18 protein-coding genes are annotated in these 20833 nt (G+C 62.9%); 8 read left to right on the forward strand and 10 right to left on the reverse strand.

Annotated features, from left to right (window positions below; translation table 11 throughout):
- Positions 1-116: 116 nt before the first annotated feature.
- Positions 117-1328: an MFS transporter gene (locus tag VC35_RS17140; protein WP_046041627.1), complete on the reverse strand. Its 1212-nt coding sequence runs from the start codon at positions 1326-1328 to the stop codon at positions 117-119.
- Between the two features lie 353 nt (positions 1329-1681).
- On the opposite strand from VC35_RS17140, the gene VC35_RS17145 reads away from it, so the two are divergent.
- Positions 1682-3811: a mechanosensitive ion channel family protein gene (locus VC35_RS17145; protein ID WP_046041628.1), complete on the forward strand. Its 2130-nt coding sequence runs from the start codon at positions 1682-1684 to the stop codon at positions 3809-3811.
- 61 nt (positions 3812-3872) lie between these two features.
- Here VC35_RS17145 and VC35_RS17150 read toward each other — a convergent pair whose 3' ends face one another.
- Positions 3873-8180 carry a DNA glycosylase AlkZ-like family protein gene (locus tag VC35_RS17150; RefSeq protein ID WP_046041629.1) on the reverse strand — a complete coding sequence of 1436 codons (4308 nt, stop codon included), beginning with the start codon at positions 8178-8180 and terminating at the stop codon, positions 3873-3875.
- Positions 8181-8535: 355 nt separating this feature from the next.
- On the opposite strand from VC35_RS17150, the gene VC35_RS17155 reads away from it, so the two are divergent.
- Positions 8536-9420 carry a sugar nucleotide-binding protein gene (locus VC35_RS17155; protein ID WP_046041630.1) on the forward strand — a complete coding sequence of 295 codons (885 nt, stop codon included), beginning with the start codon at positions 8536-8538 and terminating at the stop codon, positions 9418-9420.
- On the forward strand, positions 9413-10342 hold the full coding sequence (locus VC35_RS17160) for an NAD-dependent epimerase/dehydratase family protein (RefSeq protein ID WP_046041631.1): 930 nt from the start codon (positions 9413-9415) through the stop codon (positions 10340-10342). Before VC35_RS17155 ends, VC35_RS17160 begins: the two co-directional genes overlap by 8 nt.
- Before the next feature lie 288 nt (positions 10343-10630).
- Here the strand turns inward: VC35_RS17160 and VC35_RS17165 are convergent, their stop codons facing one another.
- The 5 genes from VC35_RS17165 to VC35_RS17185 all read right to left on the reverse strand — a co-directional run bounded on the left by VC35_RS17165 (position 10631) and on the right by VC35_RS17185 (position 14683).
- On the reverse strand, positions 10631-11329 hold the full coding sequence (locus VC35_RS17165) for an OmpW/AlkL family protein (RefSeq protein ID WP_046041632.1): 699 nt from the start codon (positions 11327-11329) through the stop codon (positions 10631-10633).
- Between the two features lie 224 nt (positions 11330-11553).
- On the reverse strand, positions 11554-12072 hold the full coding sequence (locus tag VC35_RS17170) for a DUF3299 domain-containing protein (RefSeq protein ID WP_046041633.1): 519 nt from the start codon (positions 12070-12072) through the stop codon (positions 11554-11556).
- Between the two features lie 11 nt (positions 12073-12083).
- Positions 12084-13349 carry an ABC transporter permease gene (locus VC35_RS17175; protein ID WP_046041634.1) on the reverse strand — a complete coding sequence of 422 codons (1266 nt, stop codon included), beginning with the start codon at positions 13347-13349 and terminating at the stop codon, positions 12084-12086.
- A gap of 1 nt (position 13350) precedes the next feature.
- Positions 13351-14061: an ABC transporter ATP-binding protein gene (locus VC35_RS17180; RefSeq protein ID WP_046041635.1), complete on the reverse strand. Its 711-nt coding sequence runs from the start codon at positions 14059-14061 to the stop codon at positions 13351-13353.
- A gap of 31 nt (positions 14062-14092) precedes the next feature.
- Positions 14093-14683 carry a DUF2796 domain-containing protein gene (locus VC35_RS17185; RefSeq protein ID WP_046041636.1) on the reverse strand — a complete coding sequence of 197 codons (591 nt, stop codon included), beginning with the start codon at positions 14681-14683 and terminating at the stop codon, positions 14093-14095.
- 135 nt (positions 14684-14818) lie between these two features.
- On the opposite strand from VC35_RS17185, the gene VC35_RS17190 reads away from it, so the two are divergent.
- Complete coding sequence (locus tag VC35_RS17190) at positions 14819-15166, forward strand: hypothetical protein (RefSeq protein WP_046041637.1); 348 nt, start codon at positions 14819-14821, stop codon at positions 15164-15166.
- On the opposite strand, the gene trxA is transcribed toward VC35_RS17190, so the two are convergent.
- The 3 genes from trxA to VC35_RS17205 are packed head-to-tail and all read right to left on the reverse strand — an operon-like array spanning position 15163 to position 17192.
- On the reverse strand, positions 15163-16035 hold the full coding sequence (trxA, locus tag VC35_RS17195; RefSeq protein WP_046041638.1) for a thioredoxin: 873 nt from the start codon (positions 16033-16035) through the stop codon (positions 15163-15165). The genes VC35_RS17190 and trxA overlap by 4 nt on opposite strands.
- Positions 16036-16074: 39 nt before the next feature.
- On the reverse strand, positions 16075-16731 hold the full coding sequence (locus VC35_RS17200) for a class I SAM-dependent methyltransferase (RefSeq protein WP_046041639.1): 657 nt from the start codon (positions 16729-16731) through the stop codon (positions 16075-16077).
- On the reverse strand, positions 16728-17192 hold the full coding sequence (locus tag VC35_RS17205; protein ID WP_046041640.1) for a YbaY family lipoprotein: 465 nt from the start codon (positions 17190-17192) through the stop codon (positions 16728-16730). The genes VC35_RS17200 and VC35_RS17205 overlap by 4 nt, the downstream gene beginning before the upstream one ends.
- Before the next feature lie 127 nt (positions 17193-17319).
- Here VC35_RS17205 and nrdR point away from each other — a divergent pair, with 127 nt between their 5' ends.
- From nrdR to ribBA, 4 genes are read left to right on the forward strand one after another with little or no spacing between them, the layout of a single operon-like run.
- Positions 17320-17784 (forward strand): transcriptional regulator NrdR, encoded by a 465-nt coding sequence (gene nrdR / locus VC35_RS17210; RefSeq protein ID WP_003228656.1) that lies wholly within the window; start codon positions 17320-17322, stop codon positions 17782-17784.
- Positions 17781-18914 (forward strand): bifunctional diaminohydroxyphosphoribosylaminopyrimidine deaminase/5-amino-6-(5-phosphoribosylamino)uracil reductase RibD, encoded by a 1134-nt coding sequence (gene ribD / locus VC35_RS17215; RefSeq protein ID WP_046041641.1) that lies wholly within the window; start codon positions 17781-17783, stop codon positions 18912-18914. The genes nrdR and ribD overlap by 4 nt, the downstream gene beginning before the upstream one ends.
- 47 nt (positions 18915-18961) lie before the next feature.
- Positions 18962-19639 carry a riboflavin synthase gene (locus VC35_RS17220; protein ID WP_046041642.1) on the forward strand — a complete coding sequence of 226 codons (678 nt, stop codon included), beginning with the start codon at positions 18962-18964 and terminating at the stop codon, positions 19637-19639.
- 16 nt (positions 19640-19655) lie between these two features.
- The gene (gene ribBA, locus VC35_RS17225; RefSeq protein ID WP_007984459.1) at positions 19656-20747 is read left to right on the forward strand and encodes a bifunctional 3,4-dihydroxy-2-butanone-4-phosphate synthase/GTP cyclohydrolase II; all 1092 of its coding nucleotides are present in this window, start codon (positions 19656-19658) and stop codon (positions 20745-20747) included.
- Positions 20748-20833: the final 86 nt, after the last annotated feature.

Raw genomic sequence — 20833 nt, forward strand, 5'->3', positions numbered from 1 at the left:
CATTGGATGACTCTGGGGCGACGGCGAAAGTTTCGATGGGGCTACGGACGGTACACAGTTAACACATCACAACAGACTCAATGTGGGAGCGAGTCTGCTCGCTCCCACAGGGTTTATCAGTGGCCCGTGATAATGCGGGTAGAGCCCTCAGCCGGTTCGGCATACACCGGGCCGAGGCGATCAAGGCGTCCACTCCACGCGGTCAACGCCAGCGCCACCAACACCACCAGACCACCGATCCACGCGGTGTGAATCAAGCCCATGTGGGCCACGATCAAGCCACCGCCCCAGGCGCCACCGGCAATGCCGAGGTTGAACGCTGCGATGTTCAGGCCGGACGCCACGTCCACCGCCTGCGGGGTGTGATGCTCGGCCTGACGCACCACATACACCTGCAACCCCGGCACGTTGCCGAACGCCACAGCGCCCCAGACCAGCACGGTGGCCAGCGCGAGCCACGGATTGCCGGCGGTGAAGGTCAGCATGAACAACACGGCGGCGAGCAGGGCAAAGATGATTTTCAGGGCGCTGATCGGGCCGCGCTTGTCCGCCAGTTTGCCACCCCAGATGTTGCCGACCGCCACGGAGATGCCGTAGACCAGCAACACCAGGCTGACGGTGCTGGCGCTGAAGCCGGAGAGGTCCTGAAGAATCGGCGCGAGGAAGGTAAAGGCAATGAACGAGCCGCCGTAGCCGACGGCCGTCATGGCATACACCAGCAGCAGGCGCGGTTGCTTGAGTACCTGCAATTGCTGCAACAGCGATGCGGGTTTGCTGTGGGCGATATTTTTCGGCACGTAGATCAGGCTGCCGATGAAGGCGATCACGCCCAGGGCCGAAACGGCGAGGAAGGTTTCACGCCAGCCGAAATGCTGGCCGATGAATGTCCCCAGCGGCACGCCGGTGACCAGCGCAACGGTCAGGCCGGTGAACATGATGGCAATCGCGCTGGCGGCTTTTTCCTTCGGCACTAGACTGGTGGCGATAGTCGAGCCGATCGAGAAAAACACCCCGTGGGCCAGGCCGGTGACGATCCGTGCGAGGATCAACGACTCGTAGCTCGGTGCTTGCCACGCCAGCAAATTGCCGAGGGTGAACAGCACCATCAGCGACAGCAGCAGCAATTTGCGCGGAACCTTGCCGGTGAGGGCGGTCAGCACCGGGGCGCCGACGGCAACGCCAAGGGCATACAGGCTGACCAGCAGGCCGGCGGACGGCAGGCTGACGCCGAGGTCGGCGCCGATGGTGGGTAACAGGCCAACGATGACGAACTCGGTCGTCCCGATGGCAAAGGCGCTGAGGGTCAGCGCGAGCAAGGCAATGGGCATGGCTGCAACTCCGGAGGTTGATTCGATGGAGCGCAGTGTCGGGATTTGGCTCGTTCAGAAAAATACAGGGATGGACATTTGATATTTGCCTTGAGCGCAAAGATCGCGAGCGCGGATGTTAGTCTGTGGCGAGGGAGCTTGCTCCCGCTCGGCTGCGTAGCAGTCGCAAGCTCGTCGAACGCGGTGAATCTGATGAATTTGACTGAAAGGTCTTGGGGGCGCTTCGCACCCCAGCGGGAGCAAGCTCCCTCGCCACATGGGCAATCGCCATCCGGCTATCCAGAGGCAATATCCGAACTTGCCCGGCATTTCTCAATCAGTTCCTTACCGACACAGCCAAAGGAGCGGGTGTTTTGATCAGGCTCAAGACCGCGATACTGCTGGGAGCGTTGCTGTTTGTGGGCAGCGAGCAACTGGAAGCCGCCGCGATACCGGGGCTGCCGGCCACCGCGACCGCCGCGACGCCGCCGGTCCACCCCGAACCGCTGGTGCAAGGCGGATTACTGGGGGCCATCAGTTCAAGCATCGACGAGGTCCAGACCAAACTCGATCTCAACGAAAACCTCGTCGACGTCTGGCGCCTGCGTGCCGACCGCGCGGCCGATGAAGTGGATCAGTTGGTCAATCAGCCTTCGGCCCGTTCGCCCTGGAGCGTCGCCGGCGATTTCCTGCTGCTGACCTGCGTGTGGGCGGCCGTGTTTGCCTGTCTTTGGCTGCTTGGGCGGATGGCCGCCAGGCGTCTGTGCGAGCATCGTCTGCTGCTCAGTCGTGAGCGGGGCCAGGCGTTGCTCGGCTACGTGCTGCCCTACACCCTTCCAGCGGTGGTCAGCCTGCCCCTGACGATTTATGCCAGTCAGTTTTTGCCGATATCGGCGGGACGGGCGCTGGCGCTGTGTCTGGCTTATGCCACTAGCGCGGGGATATTTTCCGCGTCATTGGTGCTGTCGCTGGTGGTGGTGTTCAATGCCGGGCACAAGCGGCGGGCGGTGCAGATCATCCGCGAGAGCAGTCCCCGACCGTTGTTCGTTATCGGCTTTCTGGTGGCATTGAGCGACGCCCTGACCAGCCCGCAGATCGCCCATCAATTGGGCAACAATCTCACCAGCAGCATCGCCGTGTTCACCGGGTTGGCAGCGTCGATTTCCTTTGGCTTGCTGGTGATCCGCATGCGTCGCCCGGTCGCCCATGTGATCCGTATCTTGCCGCTGGCCCAGCGCCTCAAGCAGCCGGCGTTGCGTGAAACCCTGCGGATATTTTCCGGGCTCTGGTATTGGCCGATTCTGTTGATGGTACTGGTTTCGATCATCAATCTGATCGGTGCCGGGGCCGACAACCAGAGAGTGCTGCGCAGCGCCTTGTTCACCACGGTGTTGCTGATTGCGACGGTGTTTCTCAGTACCACGCTACATCATCTGTTCAAGGCGCGCAGCGAGGCGGACCTGCGCCGCAGCAGCGCCTACAAGGAGCGCTTTCTCAATCTGTCCCACGCCTTGCTACGCATCGGCATGGCCATCGTGTTCATCGATATCCTCGGGCGGATCTGGGGCGTGTCGCTGTTCGAATTCGCAGTGACCAACGCCGTGGGCCGGGCGATCAGTGATTCCCTTAGCCACATCGGTTTCATTCTGCTGGTGACCTGGATGGTGTGGGTGGTGCTCGACACGGCGATTCAGGAAGCCCTGAAACCACCGACCAACAAGCGCTCGGCGCACCAGCCGAGTACGCGGGTGAAAACCATCCTGCCGCTGTTGCGCAACGCGATCAAAATCATCCTGGTGGTGATTTGCGCGATCACCACCATGGCCAACCTGGGGATCAACGTCGCACCGTTCCTGGCCGGTGCCGGGGTCATCGGCCTGGCGATCGGTTTCGGTTCCCAGCAACTGGTGCAGGACGTGATCACCGGGCTGTTCATCATCATCGAAGACACCTTGTCCATCGGTGACTGGGTGGTGCTCGATTCCGGTCACGCAGGCACCGTCGAAGGCCTGACCATCCGTACCTTGCGCCTGCGCGACGGCAAGGGCTTCGTGCACTCGGTGCCGTTCGGGCAGATCAAGGCCGTGACCAACCAATCGCGGCAATTCGCCTATGCGTTTTTCTCGGTTCAATTCACCTACGACACCGATGTCGACAAGGCAATCGAATTGATCCGCGAGGCCGGGCATTCCATCAGCAACGACCCGTTCCTGCGCTACAACCTGCAAGGACCGCTGGATGTGTTTGGCGTCGACAAGATGGACCTCAACGGAGTGGTGCTGACCGCGCAATTCCGCACGGTGTCCGGTGGTCAATACGCGGTGAGCCGGGCTTTCAACCAGCGTTTGAAAAAGCTTGTGGATAACTGCCCGTGGGTGAACTTCGCGCAGACTTATCCACAGCAGGCGCTGGTGCCGAGGCATCCGGTCGAGCCGCCAGCCGAGGCAGGGCATGAGCCGGATCATTCGGCGGTGCTGATGCCGGATCGGCCGCGGTCTCAATAGTTTTTTTGGCCGTGCTGGCGCCTTCGCGAGCCTGCTCGCGAAGGCGCCAGACCAGACACCGTCAATGCCGGATCAATTTGCCGCGCACCTCGGCACTGACTTGCTGATCCAGCTCCCCCCAGAACTGCTGCTTGCCGGCAATCTCGGCAGCAACCGGCAAGCCGTCGCGATAGACCAGCCGATTGCTCGCCAGCGCCGGAACTTTCGCGCCGGGCAATAGCGTGCCGGCGAGGTTCAGCGGATCGACCCCGCACACTGCGACCAGGCTGCCGTCATGGGGCCGACGCCGCACCTCCCGCAACAAGGGAATCGCCTCGGGCAGGGCGAATTGCTCGCCCGCCAGGCCGCTGACAAACCGCCCGCCGCGAATCTCGCCGCGTGCCTCCAGGCGATGGAAAGTGCGCAGCAGTTCGCGCCAGCTCGGCAGCCAGTCCGCCTCACGTTCCAGCAAGCGCCAGAACACCACGCCGTAACGGCGCAGCAAGGTCATGGCGATGTGTTCAAGGGTTTCGGCAGGCGTCCGCTGGTTTTGCACCACCGGCGCGGCAGGCGCGCGTCGCAACAGGGTCCAGCGCCCGGCGTCGTCCATGCCACCGATGAATGCCCCGCGTCCACGCCGACTGTTGCGAGGCTGGCGCTTGCTGGCCGGGGTGATCAGTGCGCGCAATCCGGCGAAGCTGTCGGCATTCACCAGTCCGGCGCCCACCAGTTCCTGCAGGGCGATTTCCAGCTCTGAACGCAGCAGGTGGGCCTCATGGATCAGCTCGTCGAAAAACAGCGCGCCATGCTGGCTGAGGGCGGCGTGGACCTTTTGCGTTTTCGGCGACAGTTCGCTGACCGGCGTCTGTTCGGTCAAGCCGCTCCAGAGGCCGACCCGGTTGCGCGGCAGCAACACAATCGGCGTGCTGCGCAGCGCGGTGCTGGCGCTTTTGTTGTGTGCAGTCAGGCGCGTCCACACCAGTCTGCCACTGCGGCACAACTCATCCAGCCAGGTCGCCGAGTAGTCCTTGATCCGTGCAGGCAGGATGTCGCTGTCCCAGGCTGACGCGGCGGCAGGGTAGCCTTCGAATTGCGCGACGACGACAGTCAGTACCGCCGCACCCTGACCCTGGCTTGCGCTCGACACATGCTGCCAATCGAACAGGAATCGCATGAAATCCTGCAACGCCACTGGTTCGATTTCCCGGCGCAGGCGCTTGACCGTATAGCGGTGAATCCGCGCCAGCAAATGCCGCTCGCACCATTCTTCCTGGGCGGTGCCCGGGGTGAAGCGACCGCGCAGCACGTAGCCTTCGCGTTCCAGTTGCGCCAGGGCCTGGTTGACCTGCGCAGCGGGCAATCCGAGTGGTTCGGCAATACGATCGAGCGCCAGCGGCCCGAAGGCGCTGAGCCGTGCGCGGATCAGTTCTAGGATGGCGTCGTCGGGTTCCCAGGCCTCGTCGAAGTCCGGCAGCGCTTGCAGCGATGGCGTCAATTCGGCCTGTGGATAAATCGCCCGCAGGCAGGTCAGGCGTTCCAGTGCCAGCCACAGCGATTGCCTGGCGTTGATCTGCAAACGGCTCGCGCGTCCGCTGTCGGCCAGGGTCGTGAGCCAGTCGAGCCACTGCGGATTGGCTCCGGCTTCGGCGTCGGTGATGCACGCCAGGCTCATCAAGGCCTCGTGCATTTCATCGACAGCGGAGGGCGTCGGCCAGGCCTCGTCGCGCACGGCGGCAATCGCCTCTGCGTCCAGGGCACCGAGATCGTCGGTGGATTGCGGGTCGCTCCAGCGGCGGTTGAGCACCGCTTGAGTGCGGCGTTCCTCCAGCGGTGCATCGTCGAGAAAGGTATAGGGCCGGGCACTGAGAATCTCCGCCGCCAGCGGCGAAGGCGCCGGCAAGTCGCGGCTGATCAGGCAAATGTCGCCGCGTTCCATGCGCCGCAACAAGGCCAGCCAGCCCTCGCTGTCCATGGCGTCGTGCAGGCAATCGTCGAGGGTCTGTTCCACCAGCGGATGGTCGGGAATCTCCCGTTCGCCGGCGAGGTTTTCCACGCAGGCGATCTGATCGGGAAACACGCTGGCGATCAGGTCTTCGCTTTTCATCCGCTGGATCTGCGGCGGCACTTTGCGCCCGCCGCTGTAGCGCGGCAGGGCCAGGGCTACACCGGCATTCCAGCGCCAGCGCACGCCGAACAGCGGCGCGTCGAGCACGGCTTGAATCAAGATGTGCTCGGCGCTGTTGCTGTGCAGGTAGCGCCAGACGTCGTCCAGTTCAAAACTGTGGCTGGTGGACAGCGACAGCACGATGGCGTCTTCGCTGGCAGCGGCCTGCAATTCGAAGTTGAAGGTGCGACAGAAACGCTTGCGCAGGGCCAGGCCCCAGGCGCGGTTGATGCGGCTGCCGAATGGCGTGTGAATGACCAGTTGGGTGCCGCCGGACTCGTCGAAAAAACGTTCCATCAGCAGCGTGTCTTGGGATGGCAGGGCTCCCAGCGCTTGTCGCGCGCGGGCCAGATAGTCCACCAATTGTTCTGCGCTGGCGAGGTTCAGTCCCAGGGTCTCGGTCAGCCAGTCGAGCGCTGGTTGCAAGTTGCCTGGCGCAGTACCCAGCAGGTCGTCGAGTTGCGCCTGCAAGCGCGCCACCGCCGAGGACAACTCGGCGCTGCGCCCCGGCGCTTCACCGAGCCAGAACGGAATGGTCGGCGGCTGGCCCTGGGCATCCTCGACCCGGACTTTGCCGGTTTCCACCCGCAGGATCCGATAGGACGTATTGCCCAACTGGAAGACATCCCCAGCAATGCTTTCCACCGCAAAGTCTTCGTTGATGGTGCCGATGTTCAGCCCTTGAGGCTCCAGCAGCACGCTGTAGTCGGCGTTGTCAGGAATGGTCCCGCCACTGGTCACAGCCGTCAGTTTCGCGCCCCGGCGGCCGCGCAGGGTGCGGCTCACGGCATCGCGATGCAGGTAGGCGCTACGGATGCCCTGACGGCCGTTGTAACCCTCGGCGAGCATGTGCAGCAGCGCCTGATAGTGTTTGTCGTCGAGTGCGGCGTAGGGCGAGGCGCGGCGCAGCATCTCCAGCAGCGCTTGCTCCGACCACTCCTGACAACTGACCTCGGCGATGATCTGCTGCGCCAGCACGTCAAGCGGCGCTTGCGGGATCAGCAAGGTATCGAGTTCGCCCTGGCGTACGCAGTCGAGCAGCGCGGCGCATTCGATAAGGTCGTCACGGGTGGTGGCGAACAATCGGCCTTTGGGAGTGCCGCCGACCTGGTGCCCGGAGCGGCCGACCCGTTGCAGAAACCCGGCAATCGAACGCGGCGAGGCGATCTGGCACACCAGGTCGACGTCGCCGATGTCGATCCCCAGTTCCAGCGATGCCGTGGCGATCAGCACTTGCAGGTCGCCGCGCTTGAGTCGCTGCTCGGCATCGAGGCGAAATTCCTTGGCCAGGCTGCCGTGGTGGGCCGCCACGGCAGCCTTGCCCAGGCGCTCGCTCAGGTGCCGGCTCAAACGTTCGGCCAATCGCCGGGTGTTGACGAAAATCAACGTGGTCCGGTGCTCCCGGGCGAGGGCGGCGAGGCGGTCGTAGACCAGTTCCCAGACATCGTTGGCCATCACGGCCGACAGCGGCACGGGCGGCACTTCGATATCCAGGTCGCGGGGGCGGGCGTGGCCGATGTCGACGATCTCGCACGGACGGTCGCGACCGACCAGGAAGCGCGAAACGGCTTCGATGGGCTTTTGCGTGGCCGACAGACCGATGCGCAGCAGCGGCTCCGGGCAGAGTGCTTGCAGGCGTTCAAGGCTCAGTGCCAGGTGGCTGCCGCGTTTGCTGGCGGCCATGGCGTGGATCTCGTCGACGATCACCGTTCGTGCCGTGCCGAGCATCTGCCGGCCGGAATCGGAACCGAGCAGCACATACAGGGATTCCGGCGTGGTCACCAGAATGTGCGGCGCCGTTTTGCGCATCGCCGAACGGTCTTTTTGCGGTGTATCGCCGGTGCGCACGGCGGTGGTGATCAGCAATTGCGGCAGGCCCATCACGCGCAATTGCTCGGTAATGCCGGCCAGCGGGTTTTGCAGGTTGATCTGGATGTCGTTGGACAGCGCCTTGAGGGGCGAGACGTAGACCACCAGGGTGGCGTCGGGCAAGCCTTCGGGGCTTTCCAGGCCGCGGTGCACCAGGTCGTCGATGACGGCGAGAAAGGCGGTGAGGGTCTTGCCGGAACCGGTGGGCGCGGCGACCAGGGTCGAGCGGCGCTGGCGGATCAACGGCCACGCCCGGGCCTGGGCGGCGGTGACCGCCGGGAATGTGTGGCTGAACCAGGCGCTGACGGCAGGGTGGAAGCCGCTCAGGGCACTGTCTGCGGGGATGGGCAGGTTCATGCAGCAATTTATGCGGGTGGGGGGCTCAAGATGCAAGTACCACTGGTTGATCGGTAAACCTGTGGCGAGGGGGCTTGCCCCCGTTGGGTCGCGAAGCGGCCCCAAAATCCGCAAACGCGGTGTAACAGGCAAACCGCCTTCAACAATTTTGCGACTGCTGCGCAGCCGTACGGGGGCAAGCCCCCTCGCCACAGGGGCCAGTGGCAGCACTGCAAAACTCAGGCATCTACACTTTACGGGTGACGGTTGCGCACTAAACCCGCAAAATGCAACGATTCCGGCAATTATCAACGACATCGCCAGGGCGCGGTGTCGATAACGCCATTGTTTCAATCAGACTGGGCCTGCTGACTCTATGCGAATGCGCCTTATGTTACTGGGCGGCGGAAATGCCCTTGGGCAGGCGCTGATTCGCCTCGGTGCGGAGGAAGACATCGGTTTCCTCGCCCCCCGCCCGCCGCAAGACGGCTGGGATGCCGCGAGCCTGACACAATTGCTCGACGACACTCGTCCCGATGCATTGATCAACCTTGCCTACTACTTCGACTGGTTTCAGGCCGAGGCAGTGAGCGAATCGCGCCTGGCCGGCCAGGAGCGCGCGATCGAGCGTCTGGCGGAACTGTGCCAGCACCACAACATCGTCCTGCTGCAACCTTCCAGCTATCGCGTGTTCGACGGCTCCCGTGCCACGGCCTACAGCGAAAAAGACGAACCGGTGCCCCTGGGCCTGCGGGGTCAGGCCTTGTGGCGGATCGAGCAAAGCGTGCGCGCCACCTGCCCGCAACACGTGCTGCTGCGTTTCGGCTGGCTGCTGGACGACAGCCCGGACGGCGCCCTTGGCCGCTTCCTCGCCCGTGCCGAACAACCCGAAGAACTGCTGATGGCCGACGACCGGCGCGGCAATCCGACGCCGGTCGACGATGCTGCCCGCGTGATCATTTCAGTGCTCAAGCAACTCGATTGCGCCGCACCGCTGTGGGGCACCTACCACTACGCCGGGCATGAGGCGACCACGCCGCTGGCGCTGGGGCAGGCGATTCTGACCGAAGCCCGCAGCCTGCATCCGCTGGCCATCGAAGCCCCGACCGCCCAGGCCCACGCCGCGCGTCCGGATGCTGCCGAAGAGCCGCAACACGCGGTATTGGCCTGCAAGAAAATTCTGCACACCTTCGGGATCAAACCACGCGCCTGGCGTGCGGCGCTTCCCGGTCTACTGGACAGGTTCTATCGCCATGGCTGACGGCCCCGTTTTTATCACCGGTGGTGCCGGTTTCATTGGTTCACACCTGACTGACGCGCTGCTTGCCAAGGGCCATGCGGTGCGGATTCTCGATGACCTGTCCACCGGCAAGCGCAGCAATCTGCCGCTGGACAATCCCAGGGTCGAACTGATCGTCGGCGACGTGGCCGATGCGGCTTTGGTTGCCCAAGCGATGGCCGGTTGCAGCGCCGTGGCGCATCTCGCGGCCGTGGCTTCGGTGCAGGCTTCGGTGGACGATCCGGTGCGTACGCACCAGAGCAACTTCATCGGCACGCTGAACGTCTGCGAAGCCATGCGCCAGGCCGGGGTCAAACGCGTGCTGTTTGCCTCCAGCGCAGCGGTGTATGGCAACAATGGCGAAGGTGAGTCGATCGACGAAGAGACGCCCAAGGCGCCTCTGACGCCTTACGCGGTGGACAAACTGGCCAGCGAGCAATACTTCGACTTCTACCGCCGCCAGCATGCGCTGGAACCGGTGATTTTCCGCTTCTTCAACATCTTCGGTCCGCGCCAGGATCCGTCCTCGCCGTACTCCGGGGTGATCAGCATATTCAGCGAGCGTGCACTGAAGGGCTTGCCGATCACGGTGTTCGGCGACGGTGAGCAGACTCGGGATTTTGTCTACGTCGAAGACCTGGTCGACTTGCTGGTGCAGGCCATCGAGAAGCCCCGGGTCGAAGACGGTGCGGTCAACGTTGGCTGGAACCAGGCGACGACCCTCAAGCAAATGCTCGAAGCGCTCGAAGCCGTGGTCGGCAAGTTGCCACCGGTGAGCTACGGCCCGGCGCGCTCCGGTGACATTCGTCATTCCCGGGCGAACAACCGGCGTCTGTTGGAACGTTTCACTACCACGGAGCAGACACCGATGCGTGTCGGGCTGGCGCGGTTGCTGGGGCGCTGAGGGTTTTACAAACCTGAATCGCGAACATGAAAAAGGCGCCCTTTGACAGGCGCCTTTTTCACGGCCGGAATTTACGTTACAGCTTGTGCAATTCCTGTGGCGAGGGAGCTTGTCGGAGCGCCGCATCGTCCCGCTCGACTGCGCAGCAGTCGTAAATCCAGTCAATGCGGTTTGTTTGAATCACCGCTTTTGCCGGTTTTAGGGTCGCTTCGCAACCCAGCGGGAGCAAGCTCCCTCGCCACAACAGCCAGGTTCACCACCACGTGAACATTCTTCCAGCGATGTCGCTTAGAACTTGTAGCCCAGGCCGACCATGTACACAAACGGATCGACGTCTACGTTGACCTTGGCGCGGGTGCCCGGTGCAATCGAGTTGTTCTCGACGGTGGCGCGGGTATCGATGTCGATGTAGCGCACCTGGGCGTTGAGCATGACATGTTCGGTCAGCATGTAGTCGGCACCGACCTGCCAGGCCAGACCCCAGGAGTTCTTCGCGTTGAAGTTGCTGAAGCCGGCGGACTTGGCTTCGCTGCTGAGGCTTTCGTCGTAGATCCAGGTGTAGTTGATGCCACCACCGACGTACGGCTGAAAGGCCGACTTCGAATCCAGCGGGTAGTACACCACGCTCAGGGTCGGCGGCAGGTGTTTCAGGGAGCCGAGTTTGCCATTGGCGGCAGGCAGGGCGGTGCCTTTGAGTTTCACGTCATGCTCGAACGGAGTGGCGGCGAGCAGTTCGATCCCCCAATTGTTGGTGAGCATGTAGGCGAAGTTCAGGCCCAGCTGTGTGTCGCTGTCCATGGTCGCCTTGCCGCCCAGGTTGGTACCGGCCAGCGGACCTTGGTCGACCTTTACGCTGGAGCTGTCGGCTTTCGGGTTAACGGTGATGGCGCCCGCACGAAGGATGATGTCGCCGGCCTCGTAGGCGTGGGCGAGCGGGGCTGCGAGCGCGAGGGCAACCAGCGAAGCGCTGAGCATGGACTTGTTCATGGGGGGCTCCAGAGGACGTTAAAAATTTGCGATGTCCAATGGTAAGCCGGCTAACTATTCGGTCTTTTGATGCAGCTCAATGAAAGTGGGAAGGGGTTGGATTTTATGGTGTTTTTGCTGGCCTCATCGCGAGCAGGCTCGCTCCAACAGGTGGAACGCATTCCAAATGTGGGAGCGAGCCTGCTCGCGAAGAGGGACTGACAGACAGCACAAAACCACCGGGCTCACTCCGGCAATTCATACAGATAAATCTTGTCCGCCGCCATCTGATACCCGGCATCCGCCAACTCGCTGGTGGACGCCTTGACCTGCAACGCGCCTTCGATCCAGTAAGGCTGATACAACTCGTCGAGCTTCACGCCGACTTCGCTCTTGACGTGCACGATCTGGTTCGACGGCGGTGGCGGCACATGGATGCAGGCGCCGAAATACGGTACCAGCAGAAACTCCGTGGTGCGGCCTTCCTCGCTCACTTCCAGCGGCACGATGTAGCCCGGCAGGCGAATGTTCTGGCCGTCGAGGGCCTTGACCACCGGTGCGTTGGGCATGTCCTGTTTGGCTGCTGGTGCCGACTCTGCCGAGAGCGTGCTGCTCATCTGCGACAGATCGTGCAGCGGCGTCATGTTCGGGACTTCTTTCGGCGCGTCGGGCGGGATCATCTCCGACCAGGTCAGGTCTTTTGGCTGTGCCGCCCACAGGGGCAGGGCGATCAGCATCAACAGCGCAAGTACAGCGCGGGGCATTTTCAACGTCCTCATAAACGGATCGACAGGCCATCGGCCAGGGATTGGCGATAGGCGCGCCAGGCCGGCACGCTGCCCATCAGCAGCGCGGCGATCAGGATGCCACCGAGCAGCGTCCATTCATACTCGCTCGGCCACGAGAGCGGCAGGAACAGGCCGTAGTTGGCTTGCACATAACCCTGGGCCGCCGTGATGCACACATACAGCAACGCCACGCCGGCGATCACGCCCGACAGCGCCAGCGCAAAGGCTTCGAGCACCAACAGCGTCGCGATGTGCCAGGGGCGTGCGCCCACCGAGCGCAGGATCGCCATTTCCCGGCGGCGTTCATTGAGGCTGGTGAGAATGGCGGTGAGCATGCCGATCAACCCGGTCAGCACCACAAACAGCGAGACCACGAACAAGGCTTTTTCCGCGGTGCCCATCAGACTCCACAGCTCTTGCAACGCCACACCCGGCAGGATCGCCAGCATCGGCTCACCACGGAATTCGTTGATTTCCCGCTGCAGGGCAAAGGTCGAAATCTTGTTGTTGAGGCCGAGCATGAACGCGGTGATCGCTTGCGGCGTCAGGTCCATGTTGCGCGCCTGATCGGCGGTGATGCGCCCCTCGCCCCGGGCCGGCACGCCGTTGTGCCAGTCGATGTGAATCGCTTCCATCCCACCGAGGCTGATGTGCAGCGTGCGGTCCACCGGGGTGCCGGTGCGCTTGAGAATGCCGACCACGGTGAACGGTTTGTCGTCGTGCTTGACCAGGCTGATTGCCGCCACGCCGTGGGCCAGCACCAGTTTGTCGCCGAGATTGTAGTGCAGTGCATCGGCCACTTCGGCGCCGAGAACCACTTCGAACGGGTCAGTGGCAAAGGCCCGGCCATCGGCCAGTTCCAGGTGTTGTTGGCGTCCGTATTGATAATGCTCGAAGTAGGCTTCGGTGGTGCCCATCACCCGGTAGCCGCGATGGGAGTCGCCGAGAGACATCGGAATCGCCCACTTCACTTTCGGGTTGCTGGCGAAGTGTTCGAAGCTGTCCCAGCGGATGTTGTTGGTGGCGTTGCCGATGCGGAACACCGAGTACAGCAACAGGTTCACCGAGCCGGAGCGGGCGCCGACGATCAGGTCGGTGCCGCTGATGGTGCTGGCGAAACTGGCCTTGGCTTCGGTGCGCACGCGCTCCACTGCCAGCAACAGGCACACCGACAAGGCAATGGCGAACGCCGTGAGGATCGCGGTGAAGCGACGGTTAGCCAGGCTGGCCATGGCTAGACGAAACAGATACATCTCAGACCTCGGACGGGGTAGCGGCGCGATTGAGTTCGGCCAGCGAAAGGTTGTGGTCGAACAGCGGCGCCAGGCTCTGGTCGTGGCTGACGAACAACAGGCTCGACCCGGCTTCGCGGCACTCGGCGAACAGCAGGCGAATGAAGTTCTCGCGGGCGTCGTAATCGAGGGCCGAGGTCGGCTCGTCGGCGATAACCAGTTCCGGTTGCCCGATTAGCGCGCGGGCGGCGGCGACTCGTTGCTGCTGGCCGATGGAAAGCGAGTCGGCGCGGCGACCGAGGATGTTTTCATCCTTTAAACCCAGGTGGGCGAGCAGCGTGGCGGCGGCTTTGTCGACACTGCCGTGGCGTTGTTTCGCCCGTTCCGCGCGCAGTTTCGAGAAGTGGCAGGGCAGTTCGACGTTTTCACGCACCGACAGAAACGGCAGCAGGTTGAACTGCTGAAAGATGTAGCCGGTGTGATCGACGCGGAAGTGGTCGCGGGCGCCGGCCGAAAGTTGCGTCAGTTCCTGGCCGAGCAGGCGGATGCTGCCGCGATCAGGCTTCTGCACGCCGCCGAGCAAGCCGAGCAGGGTGGTCTTGCCGCTGCCGCTGGGGCCTTTGAGGAACAGGGTCTCGCCGCGCTCCAGGCGAAACGCCGGGATGTCCAGCAGCGGCGGGTGACCGGGCCAGCTGAAGCTCAGGTCGGACAGTTCGATGAGTGCTTGGGTCATGTGAAACCGGTCTGGTTGGTGGTGAGTGAATTCAGAACTTCAGGGCCGCAGCCTTGGCCGTCACATCAACCCCTTGCTGCCCGCTCGGACCGATCAGTTGTACCTGAATTTTTTGGGTGGCTGGGAAGCTGGTGAAAATATTCGCCAGGTCCAGCGACTTCAGTGCCGCAGGCGTGGCGCAGGTGAACTGATAGCGAGCGTGGATTTCGCTGTGATCGTGATGATGTTCGTGGCCGTCTTCGTCCTTGGCGTCTTCATCGTGATCATCGTCGGCATCGGGCTTGTCGCCGAACAACGGGCTTTCCAGTTCCTGGTTCTCTACCACGCAACCGGCGGCTTTTGGCAGGTTGAACAGGGCCAGTGGTTGCTCAAGTTGTGCGCGGGTGGCGGTGACTTTGGCTTTGTCTGCGTCGCTGGTGGCGACGTGCTCGAAACCCACCAGGTTCATGGCCGGGCTTTCCAGCTCCAGCTCCAGGGTCTTGCCATCCAGCACCGCGTTCAGGCGTCCCACGCCATGTTCGTGGGCACCCAGGCTGCCATGCTCATGATCGTGTTCGTCGGCGGCATGGGCGATAGCCAGCGGCAACATGGCAAACGGCAGGGCGAGAAGCAGACGACGCATGACGAGTCTCCGAAAAGTAAAATGAAGAAATTGTTATGTAATCTTATAACGTAAGTGCGGAGAGTTTGACTGCCCGCTTGGCGTTGCACAAGTCCCATGGGAGCATGCCGGGAAGAAATGTGCGGGAGCAGACCTATGTTGCGAATTCGCGGAAGCATCGGCGACTGGCCGGTGGATTTGACCCTGGAGATGGACGACGCGGACTGGGCGCGGCTAGGGGCGCAGTTGCAGGTGGAAAAATCCCCTGTCAGCGCGCCAGCGGCGAAACCGCTGAATCCGGATGATGCGCTGTGGCAGATCGCCAGGGATTTGCTGCGCAAGACCGGGCAGTTGAGCGGGCCGGACTTGCTCGATCAACTCGAAGGCCTGACCGGGAGCGCGGCGGCGGGCAAGCGCCTGCTGGTGCGTTTGCGCCATAGTTCGGATGTGAAGGTAGTGAGCGGCGGGGATACGCCGCTCTACAGCTGGATCGAGACGGCTTAGTACAGCGCGGCAAACAACTTGCGGCGGTAGGTACTCACCAACGGATGATCATTGCCCAGCAACTCGAACACCTGCAGCAAGGTCTTGTGTGGCAAGCCTTCGTTGTAGCTGCGATTGCGGATGAACAGCTTCAGCAAGGCATCCAGCGCGGCATCGTACTGCTGACGGGCCAGTTGCTGGATCGCCAGTTGATAGACCGCCTCATCGTCCAGCGGGTCTTTTGCCAGCCGGGCCTTCAGGTCGGCGGCATCCGGCAAGTCCTTGGCCAAACCGAGAAACTTGATCTGTGCCTTGGCGCCAGCCAGCGCGGCCTTGTGCTCGTCGCTCTTGACCGCATCCAGCACGGCTTGCGCTTCGCCCAGTTCACCGCGCTCGGTCAGGCAGCGGGCGTAGAGGATCAGTGCCTTGGCGTTGGTGTTGTCTTCACCCAGGATCACTTTGAGCAGCGCTTCGGCATCGGCAAAGCGGCTGTCATCGAACAGCGCCTGGGCTTGTTCGAACGGATCGGCAGCGGCCGGTGGCGGCATCTGCACATGGGGTTCGAGCAGGGCGCGCACGGCGGATTCCGGCTGGGCACCGGCAAAGCCGTCTACCGGCTGACCGTCCTTGAACAGCACCACGGTCGGCAGGCTGCGGATGCCGAAGCGGGCGACGATGTCTTGTTCGAGGTCGCAGTTGACCTTGGCCAGCAGCAACTCACCCTGATAGCTCTCGGCAATGCTCTGCAACATCGGCATCAGCACTTTGCAGGGCGCGCACCATTCGGCCCAGAAATCCACCAGCACCGGCTTGTGGAAAGAGTTCTCGATCACCGACTGGTCGAAATCGGCAGTCGTGGCGTCGAAGATGTACGGCGTTTCCTGACTCATGGGCAATCTCGTAAAAGCGTGAATGGGGCAACTATACGGTCAGGCGCGGGCGGCGTGGTAGAGGCTCACATGCCGAAACTCGTGGGGCTCGGCCAGATCCGGTAGGGTCATCGCCTCCAGCATCTCTATGCGCCGGTATAACGGATGGCGGAAGTCCCGCACTCGGGAATCCGCCACCAGCGCCTCTCGGCCGCGGCTGAGGAACTGGTCGAGCAGCGGCAGGTTGGCCCGGTCGTACAGCACATCCGCCACCAGGATCAGATCGAAGCGATCAGCCTCGGCGAAAAAATCCGTCGAGTAGTTGAGCTCTACGTCATTGAGCTCGGCATTGGCCCGACACGCGGCAATCGCCAGCGGGTCGAGGTCGCAGGCCAGCACTTCCAGCGCCCCGGCCTTGGCAGCGGCAATCCCCGCCACGCCAGACCCGGCGCCAAAATCCAGCACACGCTTGCCTTCGACCCAATGCGGGTTGTCAGCGAGGTAACGGGCCACGGCCAACCCGCTGGCCCAGCAAAAGCTCCAGTACGGTGGCTCATGCAGGATGCGCCGGGTTTCTTCCGGGCTGAAGGCGCGGTCCATGTTGTCGCCGTCGATCAGCCACAACTTCAGGTCGGTCCCTGGTAACTCACAGGCGACCAATTGCGCATCACCGAGTAGTTCACCCAACGCCTTTTGCAGGTCGAGCGGTGCATTCATGGGGCTTTGACGAATTGCAGTTGGCCCAGGGCCTGGGTGGTCGGCTGGGTAATCAGCTGCGACGGCAGGTGCAGGATCAACTGTCCGGACTGGCTGGCGCGGCCTCGCAGTTCAACGCGGGCCCCGGCCGGGAAGGATTCCGGGTTGAAACGCAGGTGAAACGCCAGCACCTGGTTGTTGCCGATCAGGCTGGAACTGGCGAGCAATTGCTGCGGGCGGTTCTTTTCGTCGATCACCAGCAATGCCAGTTCGACTTCAGCGCCGGCTGGAACGCCTTGTAGGGTACCGCTCAGTTCACGCTGATAGGCAGGCAGGGGGCCGAGGTTGGCGGCCTCCCGGGCCTTCTTCTGCGCTTGCTGCGGCGCCGGGCCAGGCGTTGGCGGCTGGGGCTTGGGTGCATCGCTGCCGCAAGCCACCAGCAGGCTGAAAACACTGAGCAAAATGAGCGGACGTAACGACATTGGTGGCTCCATAAAGCTGAATTCCATGGATCAAGTGATCATCCCGTCTGTATACCGCAAACCCTATGGCTTGTCTTGCCACCGGGATGCGCTACCATGGCCCTCCCTTTTTTTGTTGCCTGCCACCATGCACTGTCCCTTCTGCGGTGCCAACGACACCAAGGTCATCGACTCGCGTCTGGTCGCCGAGGGCGAACAGGTGCGCCGCCGGCGTGAATGCCTGGCCTGCGGCGAGCGCTTCACGACGTTCGAGACGGCTGAACTGGTGTTGCCGCGCCTGATCAAAACCGACGGCAGTCGCCAGCCGTTCGACGAAGAAAAACTCCGCGCCGGCATGCAGCGCGCGCTGGAAAAGCGCCCGGTGAGTGTCGAGCGCCTCGAATCGTCGCTGGTGCACATCAAACACAAACTGCGCGCCACCGGCGAGCGCGAGGTCAAATCCCTTGTGGTCGGCGAACTGGTGATGGCCGAGCTGCAGAAGCTCGATGAAGTCGCCTACATCCGCTTCGCTTCGGTATATCGCCGCTTCCAGGACCTCAACGAGTTCCGCGAAGAGATCGATCGCCTGGCCCGTGAACCGGTGAAAGAATGACCACGCCCGCAGAACAAGCCATCCTCGATGCTCATTTCATGGCCCGTGCCCTGGAGCTGGCGCGCAAGGGGCATTACACGACGCACCCCAATCCGCGGGTCGGTTGCGTGATTGTGCAGGGCGGGCAGATTGTCGGCGAAGGCTGGCACGAGCGCGCCGGCGAGCCCCACGCTGAAGTCCACGCCTTGCGCGCGGCCGGTGAGCAGGCTCGTGGCGCCACCGCTTACGTGACCCTTGAACCTTGCAGCCACCACGGCCGCACACCGCCTTGCGCCGATGCACTGGTCAATGCCGGTGTGGCCAGGGTGGTCGCGGCGATGCAGGACCCGAACCCGGAAGTCGCCGGTCGTGGTCTACAACGCCTGGAACAGGCCGGTATCGCCACCGAAAGCGGCGTACTGGAAAGCGAGGCGCGAAAGCTTAACCAAGGTTTCCTGAAACGCATGGAACACGGCTTGCCGTTCGTGCGGGTCAAGTTGGCCATGAGCCTGGACGGGCGCACGGCGATGGAAAGCGGCGAAAGCCAGTGGATCACCGGTCCGGCCGCACGTTCTGCGGTGCAACGCCTTCGTGCCCAGGCCAGCGTGGTACTGACCGGCGCCGACACGGTTCTGGCGGACAACGCGCGGCTGACCGTGCGAGCCGATGAGCTGGGGCTGGATGCCGAGCAAACCGCACTGGCCATGAGCCGCCTGCCGCTGCGGGTGCTGGTCGACGGTCGTCTGCGGGTGCCACTGGATGCACCGTTCTTCAAGGCCGGCCCGGCGCTGGTTGCCACCTGCGTGGCGGTGGAAGAGCAATACGCCAATGGTCCGGAATGCCTGATCGTGCCGGGTTACGACGGCCAGGTCGATCTGCGTCAGCTATTGGTTGAACTCGCAGCCCGTGGCGTCAACGAGGTGCTGGTTGAGGCCGGTCCGCGCCTGGCAGGTGCCTTTGCCCAACTCGGTCTGGTGGACGAGTTCCAGATTTTCATTGCCGGCAAGTTCCTGGGCTCTTCGGCGCGGCCGCTGCTGGACTGGCCGCTCGCGCAAATGAAGGATGCGCCCGAGCTTAAAATCATTGAAATTCGCGCAGTGGGCGATGACTGGCGAGTCATTGCCATTCCTACGTCAACCGCGAGCGTATAATTTCCGGTCAACGCTACAGCGCTGGCTTTGTTCTCGAGGAGAACCTCATGTTTACCGGCATCATCGAATCCATCGGCAGTATTCGTGCATTGACCCCAAAGGGCGGTGATGTGCGGGTTCACGTCGAAACCGGCAAGCTCGACCTGAGCGACGTCAAACTGGGCGACAGCATCGCGGTCAACGGCGTGTGCCTGACTGCCGTTGAACTGCCGGGCAATGGCTTTGCGGCGGACGTCAGTCGCGAAACCCTCGACTGCACCGCCATGAACGACCTGAAAAGCGGCAGCCCGGTCAATCTGGAAAAAGCCCTGACCCCGACCACTCGCCTCGGCGGGCATCTGGTCAGCGGTCACGTCGACGGCGTGGGCGAAGTGGTTGCCCGTACCGAGAACGCGCGCGCCGTGGAATTCCGCATCCGCGCGCCAAAGGACCTGGCCAAGTACATCGCCCATAAAGGCTCGATCACCGTCGACGGCACCAGCCTCACCGTGAACGCAGTCGATGGCGCCGAGTTCCTGCTGACCATCATTCCGCACACCCTGAGCGAAACCATCATGGCGTCGTACCAGCCTGGCCGCCGGGTGAATCTGGAAGTGGATTTGCTGGCCCGTTACCTGGAGCGTCTGCTTTTGGGCGACAAGGCCGCAGAGCCAGGCTCTTCGCAAAAGCCTGGCAGCACCATTACCGAAAGCTTTCTGGCCCAAAACGGCTACCTCAAATCCTGACTCAAGGGGGTGCCTTGTGGCGCTCAATAGCATCGAAGAACTGGTTGAAGACATCCGCCAAGGCAAGATGGTCATCCTCATGGATGACGAAGACCGCGAGAACGAAGGCGACCTGATCATGGCCGCCGAGTGCTGCAAGCCCGAGCACATCAACTTCATGGCCAAGCACGCCCGTGGCCTGATCTGCATGCCGATGAGCCGCGAGCGCTGCGAACTGCTCAAGCTGCCGTTGATGGCCCCGCGCAACGGTTCCGGTTTCGGTACCAAGTTCACCGTATCGATCGAAGCGGCCACCGGTGTGACCACCGGTATTTCCGCCGCCGACCGTGCGCGCACTGTGCAGGCTGCCGCCGCCCGTGATGCCAAGGCTGAAGATATCGTCAGCCCGGGCCACATCTTCCCGCTGATGGCCCAGGCCGGCGGTACCCTGGCCCGTGCCGGCCACACCGAAGCGGCGTGCGACCTGGCGCGCATGGCCGGTTTCGAGCCGAGCGGCGTGATCTGCGAAGTGATGAACGACGACGGCACCATGTCCCGTCGCGCCGAGCTGGAAGCATTTGCCGCCGAGCACGACATCAAGATCGGCACCATCGCCGACCTGATTCACTACCGGATGATCCACGAACGTACCGTTCAGCGGATTGCCGAGCAGCCACTGGACAGCGAACTGGGCCAATTCAACCTGGTGACCTATCGTGATTCCGTGGAAGGCGACGTGCACATGGCGCTGACCCTGGGCAACGTGTGTGCCGAAGAACCGACCCTGGTTCGGGTGCATAACATGGACCCGCTGCGCGACCTGCTGATGGTCAAGCAACCGGGCCGCTGGAGCCTGCGCGCCGCCATGGCCACGGTTGCCGAGGCCGGCAGCGGTGTTGTGCTGTTGCTCGGTCACCCGCTCGATGGCGACGTGTTGCTCGCGCACATCCGCGAAACCGCCGATCACGCCGCGGTGAAAAAACCGACCACCTACAGCACTGTCGGTGCCGGTTCGCAGATCCTGCGTGACCTCGGCGTGCGCAAAATGCGCCTGATGTCGGCACCCATGAAATTTAATGCGATATCCGGTTTCGATCTGGAAGTTGTAGAATACGTGCCCTCCGAATAATGACCGGTTGTTTCCGGCCTTGAATTCGCGGTTCAAATATCACCGAGGGGCGCGTACGAGACGCGTCCCGGCTCTTTAAGAGATCT

It is taken from the genome of Pseudomonas fluorescens (assembly GCF_000967965.1).
Lineage (GTDB): Bacteria > Pseudomonadota > Gammaproteobacteria > Pseudomonadales > Pseudomonadaceae > Aquipseudomonas > Aquipseudomonas grandcourensis.

Excerpts from the sequence above, each read along its gene's own strand:
- VC35_RS17140 (WP_046041627.1), bottom strand. The coding sequence starts at position 1,328 with ATGCCCATTGCCTTGCTCGCGCTGACCCTCAGCGCCTTTGCCATCGGG.
- VC35_RS17150 (WP_046041629.1), bottom strand. The coding sequence starts at position 8,180 with ATGAACCTGCCCATCCCCGCAGACAGTGCCCTGAGCGGCTTCCACCCT.
- VC35_RS17155 (WP_046041630.1), top strand. The coding sequence starts at position 8,536 with ATGCGAATGCGCCTTATGTTACTGGGCGGCGGAAATGCCCTTGGGCAG.
- VC35_RS17160 (WP_046041631.1), top strand. The coding sequence starts at position 9,413 with ATGGCTGACGGCCCCGTTTTTATCACCGGTGGTGCCGGTTTCATTGGT.
- VC35_RS17165 (WP_046041632.1), bottom strand. The coding sequence starts at position 11,329 with ATGAACAAGTCCATGCTCAGCGCTTCGCTGGTTGCCCTCGCGCTCGCA.
- VC35_RS17170 (WP_046041633.1), bottom strand. The coding sequence starts at position 12,072 with ATGCCCCGCGCTGTACTTGCGCTGTTGATGCTGATCGCCCTGCCCCTG.
- VC35_RS17175 (WP_046041634.1), bottom strand. The coding sequence starts at position 13,349 with ATGTATCTGTTTCGTCTAGCCATGGCCAGCCTGGCTAACCGTCGCTTC.
- VC35_RS17180 (WP_046041635.1), bottom strand. The coding sequence starts at position 14,061 with ATGACCCAAGCACTCATCGAACTGTCCGACCTGAGCTTCAGCTGGCCC.
- VC35_RS17185 (WP_046041636.1), bottom strand. The coding sequence starts at position 14,683 with ATGCGTCGTCTGCTTCTCGCCCTGCCGTTTGCCATGTTGCCGCTGGCT.
- VC35_RS17190 (WP_046041637.1), top strand. The coding sequence starts at position 14,819 with ATGTTGCGAATTCGCGGAAGCATCGGCGACTGGCCGGTGGATTTGACC.
- trxA (WP_046041638.1), bottom strand. The coding sequence starts at position 16,035 with ATGAGTCAGGAAACGCCGTACATCTTCGACGCCACGACTGCCGATTTC.
- VC35_RS17200 (WP_046041639.1), bottom strand. The coding sequence starts at position 16,731 with ATGAATGCACCGCTCGACCTGCAAAAGGCGTTGGGTGAACTACTCGGT.
- VC35_RS17205 (WP_046041640.1), bottom strand. The coding sequence starts at position 17,192 with ATGTCGTTACGTCCGCTCATTTTGCTCAGTGTTTTCAGCCTGCTGGTG.
- nrdR (WP_003228656.1), top strand. The coding sequence starts at position 17,320 with ATGCACTGTCCCTTCTGCGGTGCCAACGACACCAAGGTCATCGACTCG.
- ribD (WP_046041641.1), top strand. The coding sequence starts at position 17,781 with ATGACCACGCCCGCAGAACAAGCCATCCTCGATGCTCATTTCATGGCC.
- VC35_RS17220 (WP_046041642.1), top strand. The coding sequence starts at position 18,962 with ATGTTTACCGGCATCATCGAATCCATCGGCAGTATTCGTGCATTGACC.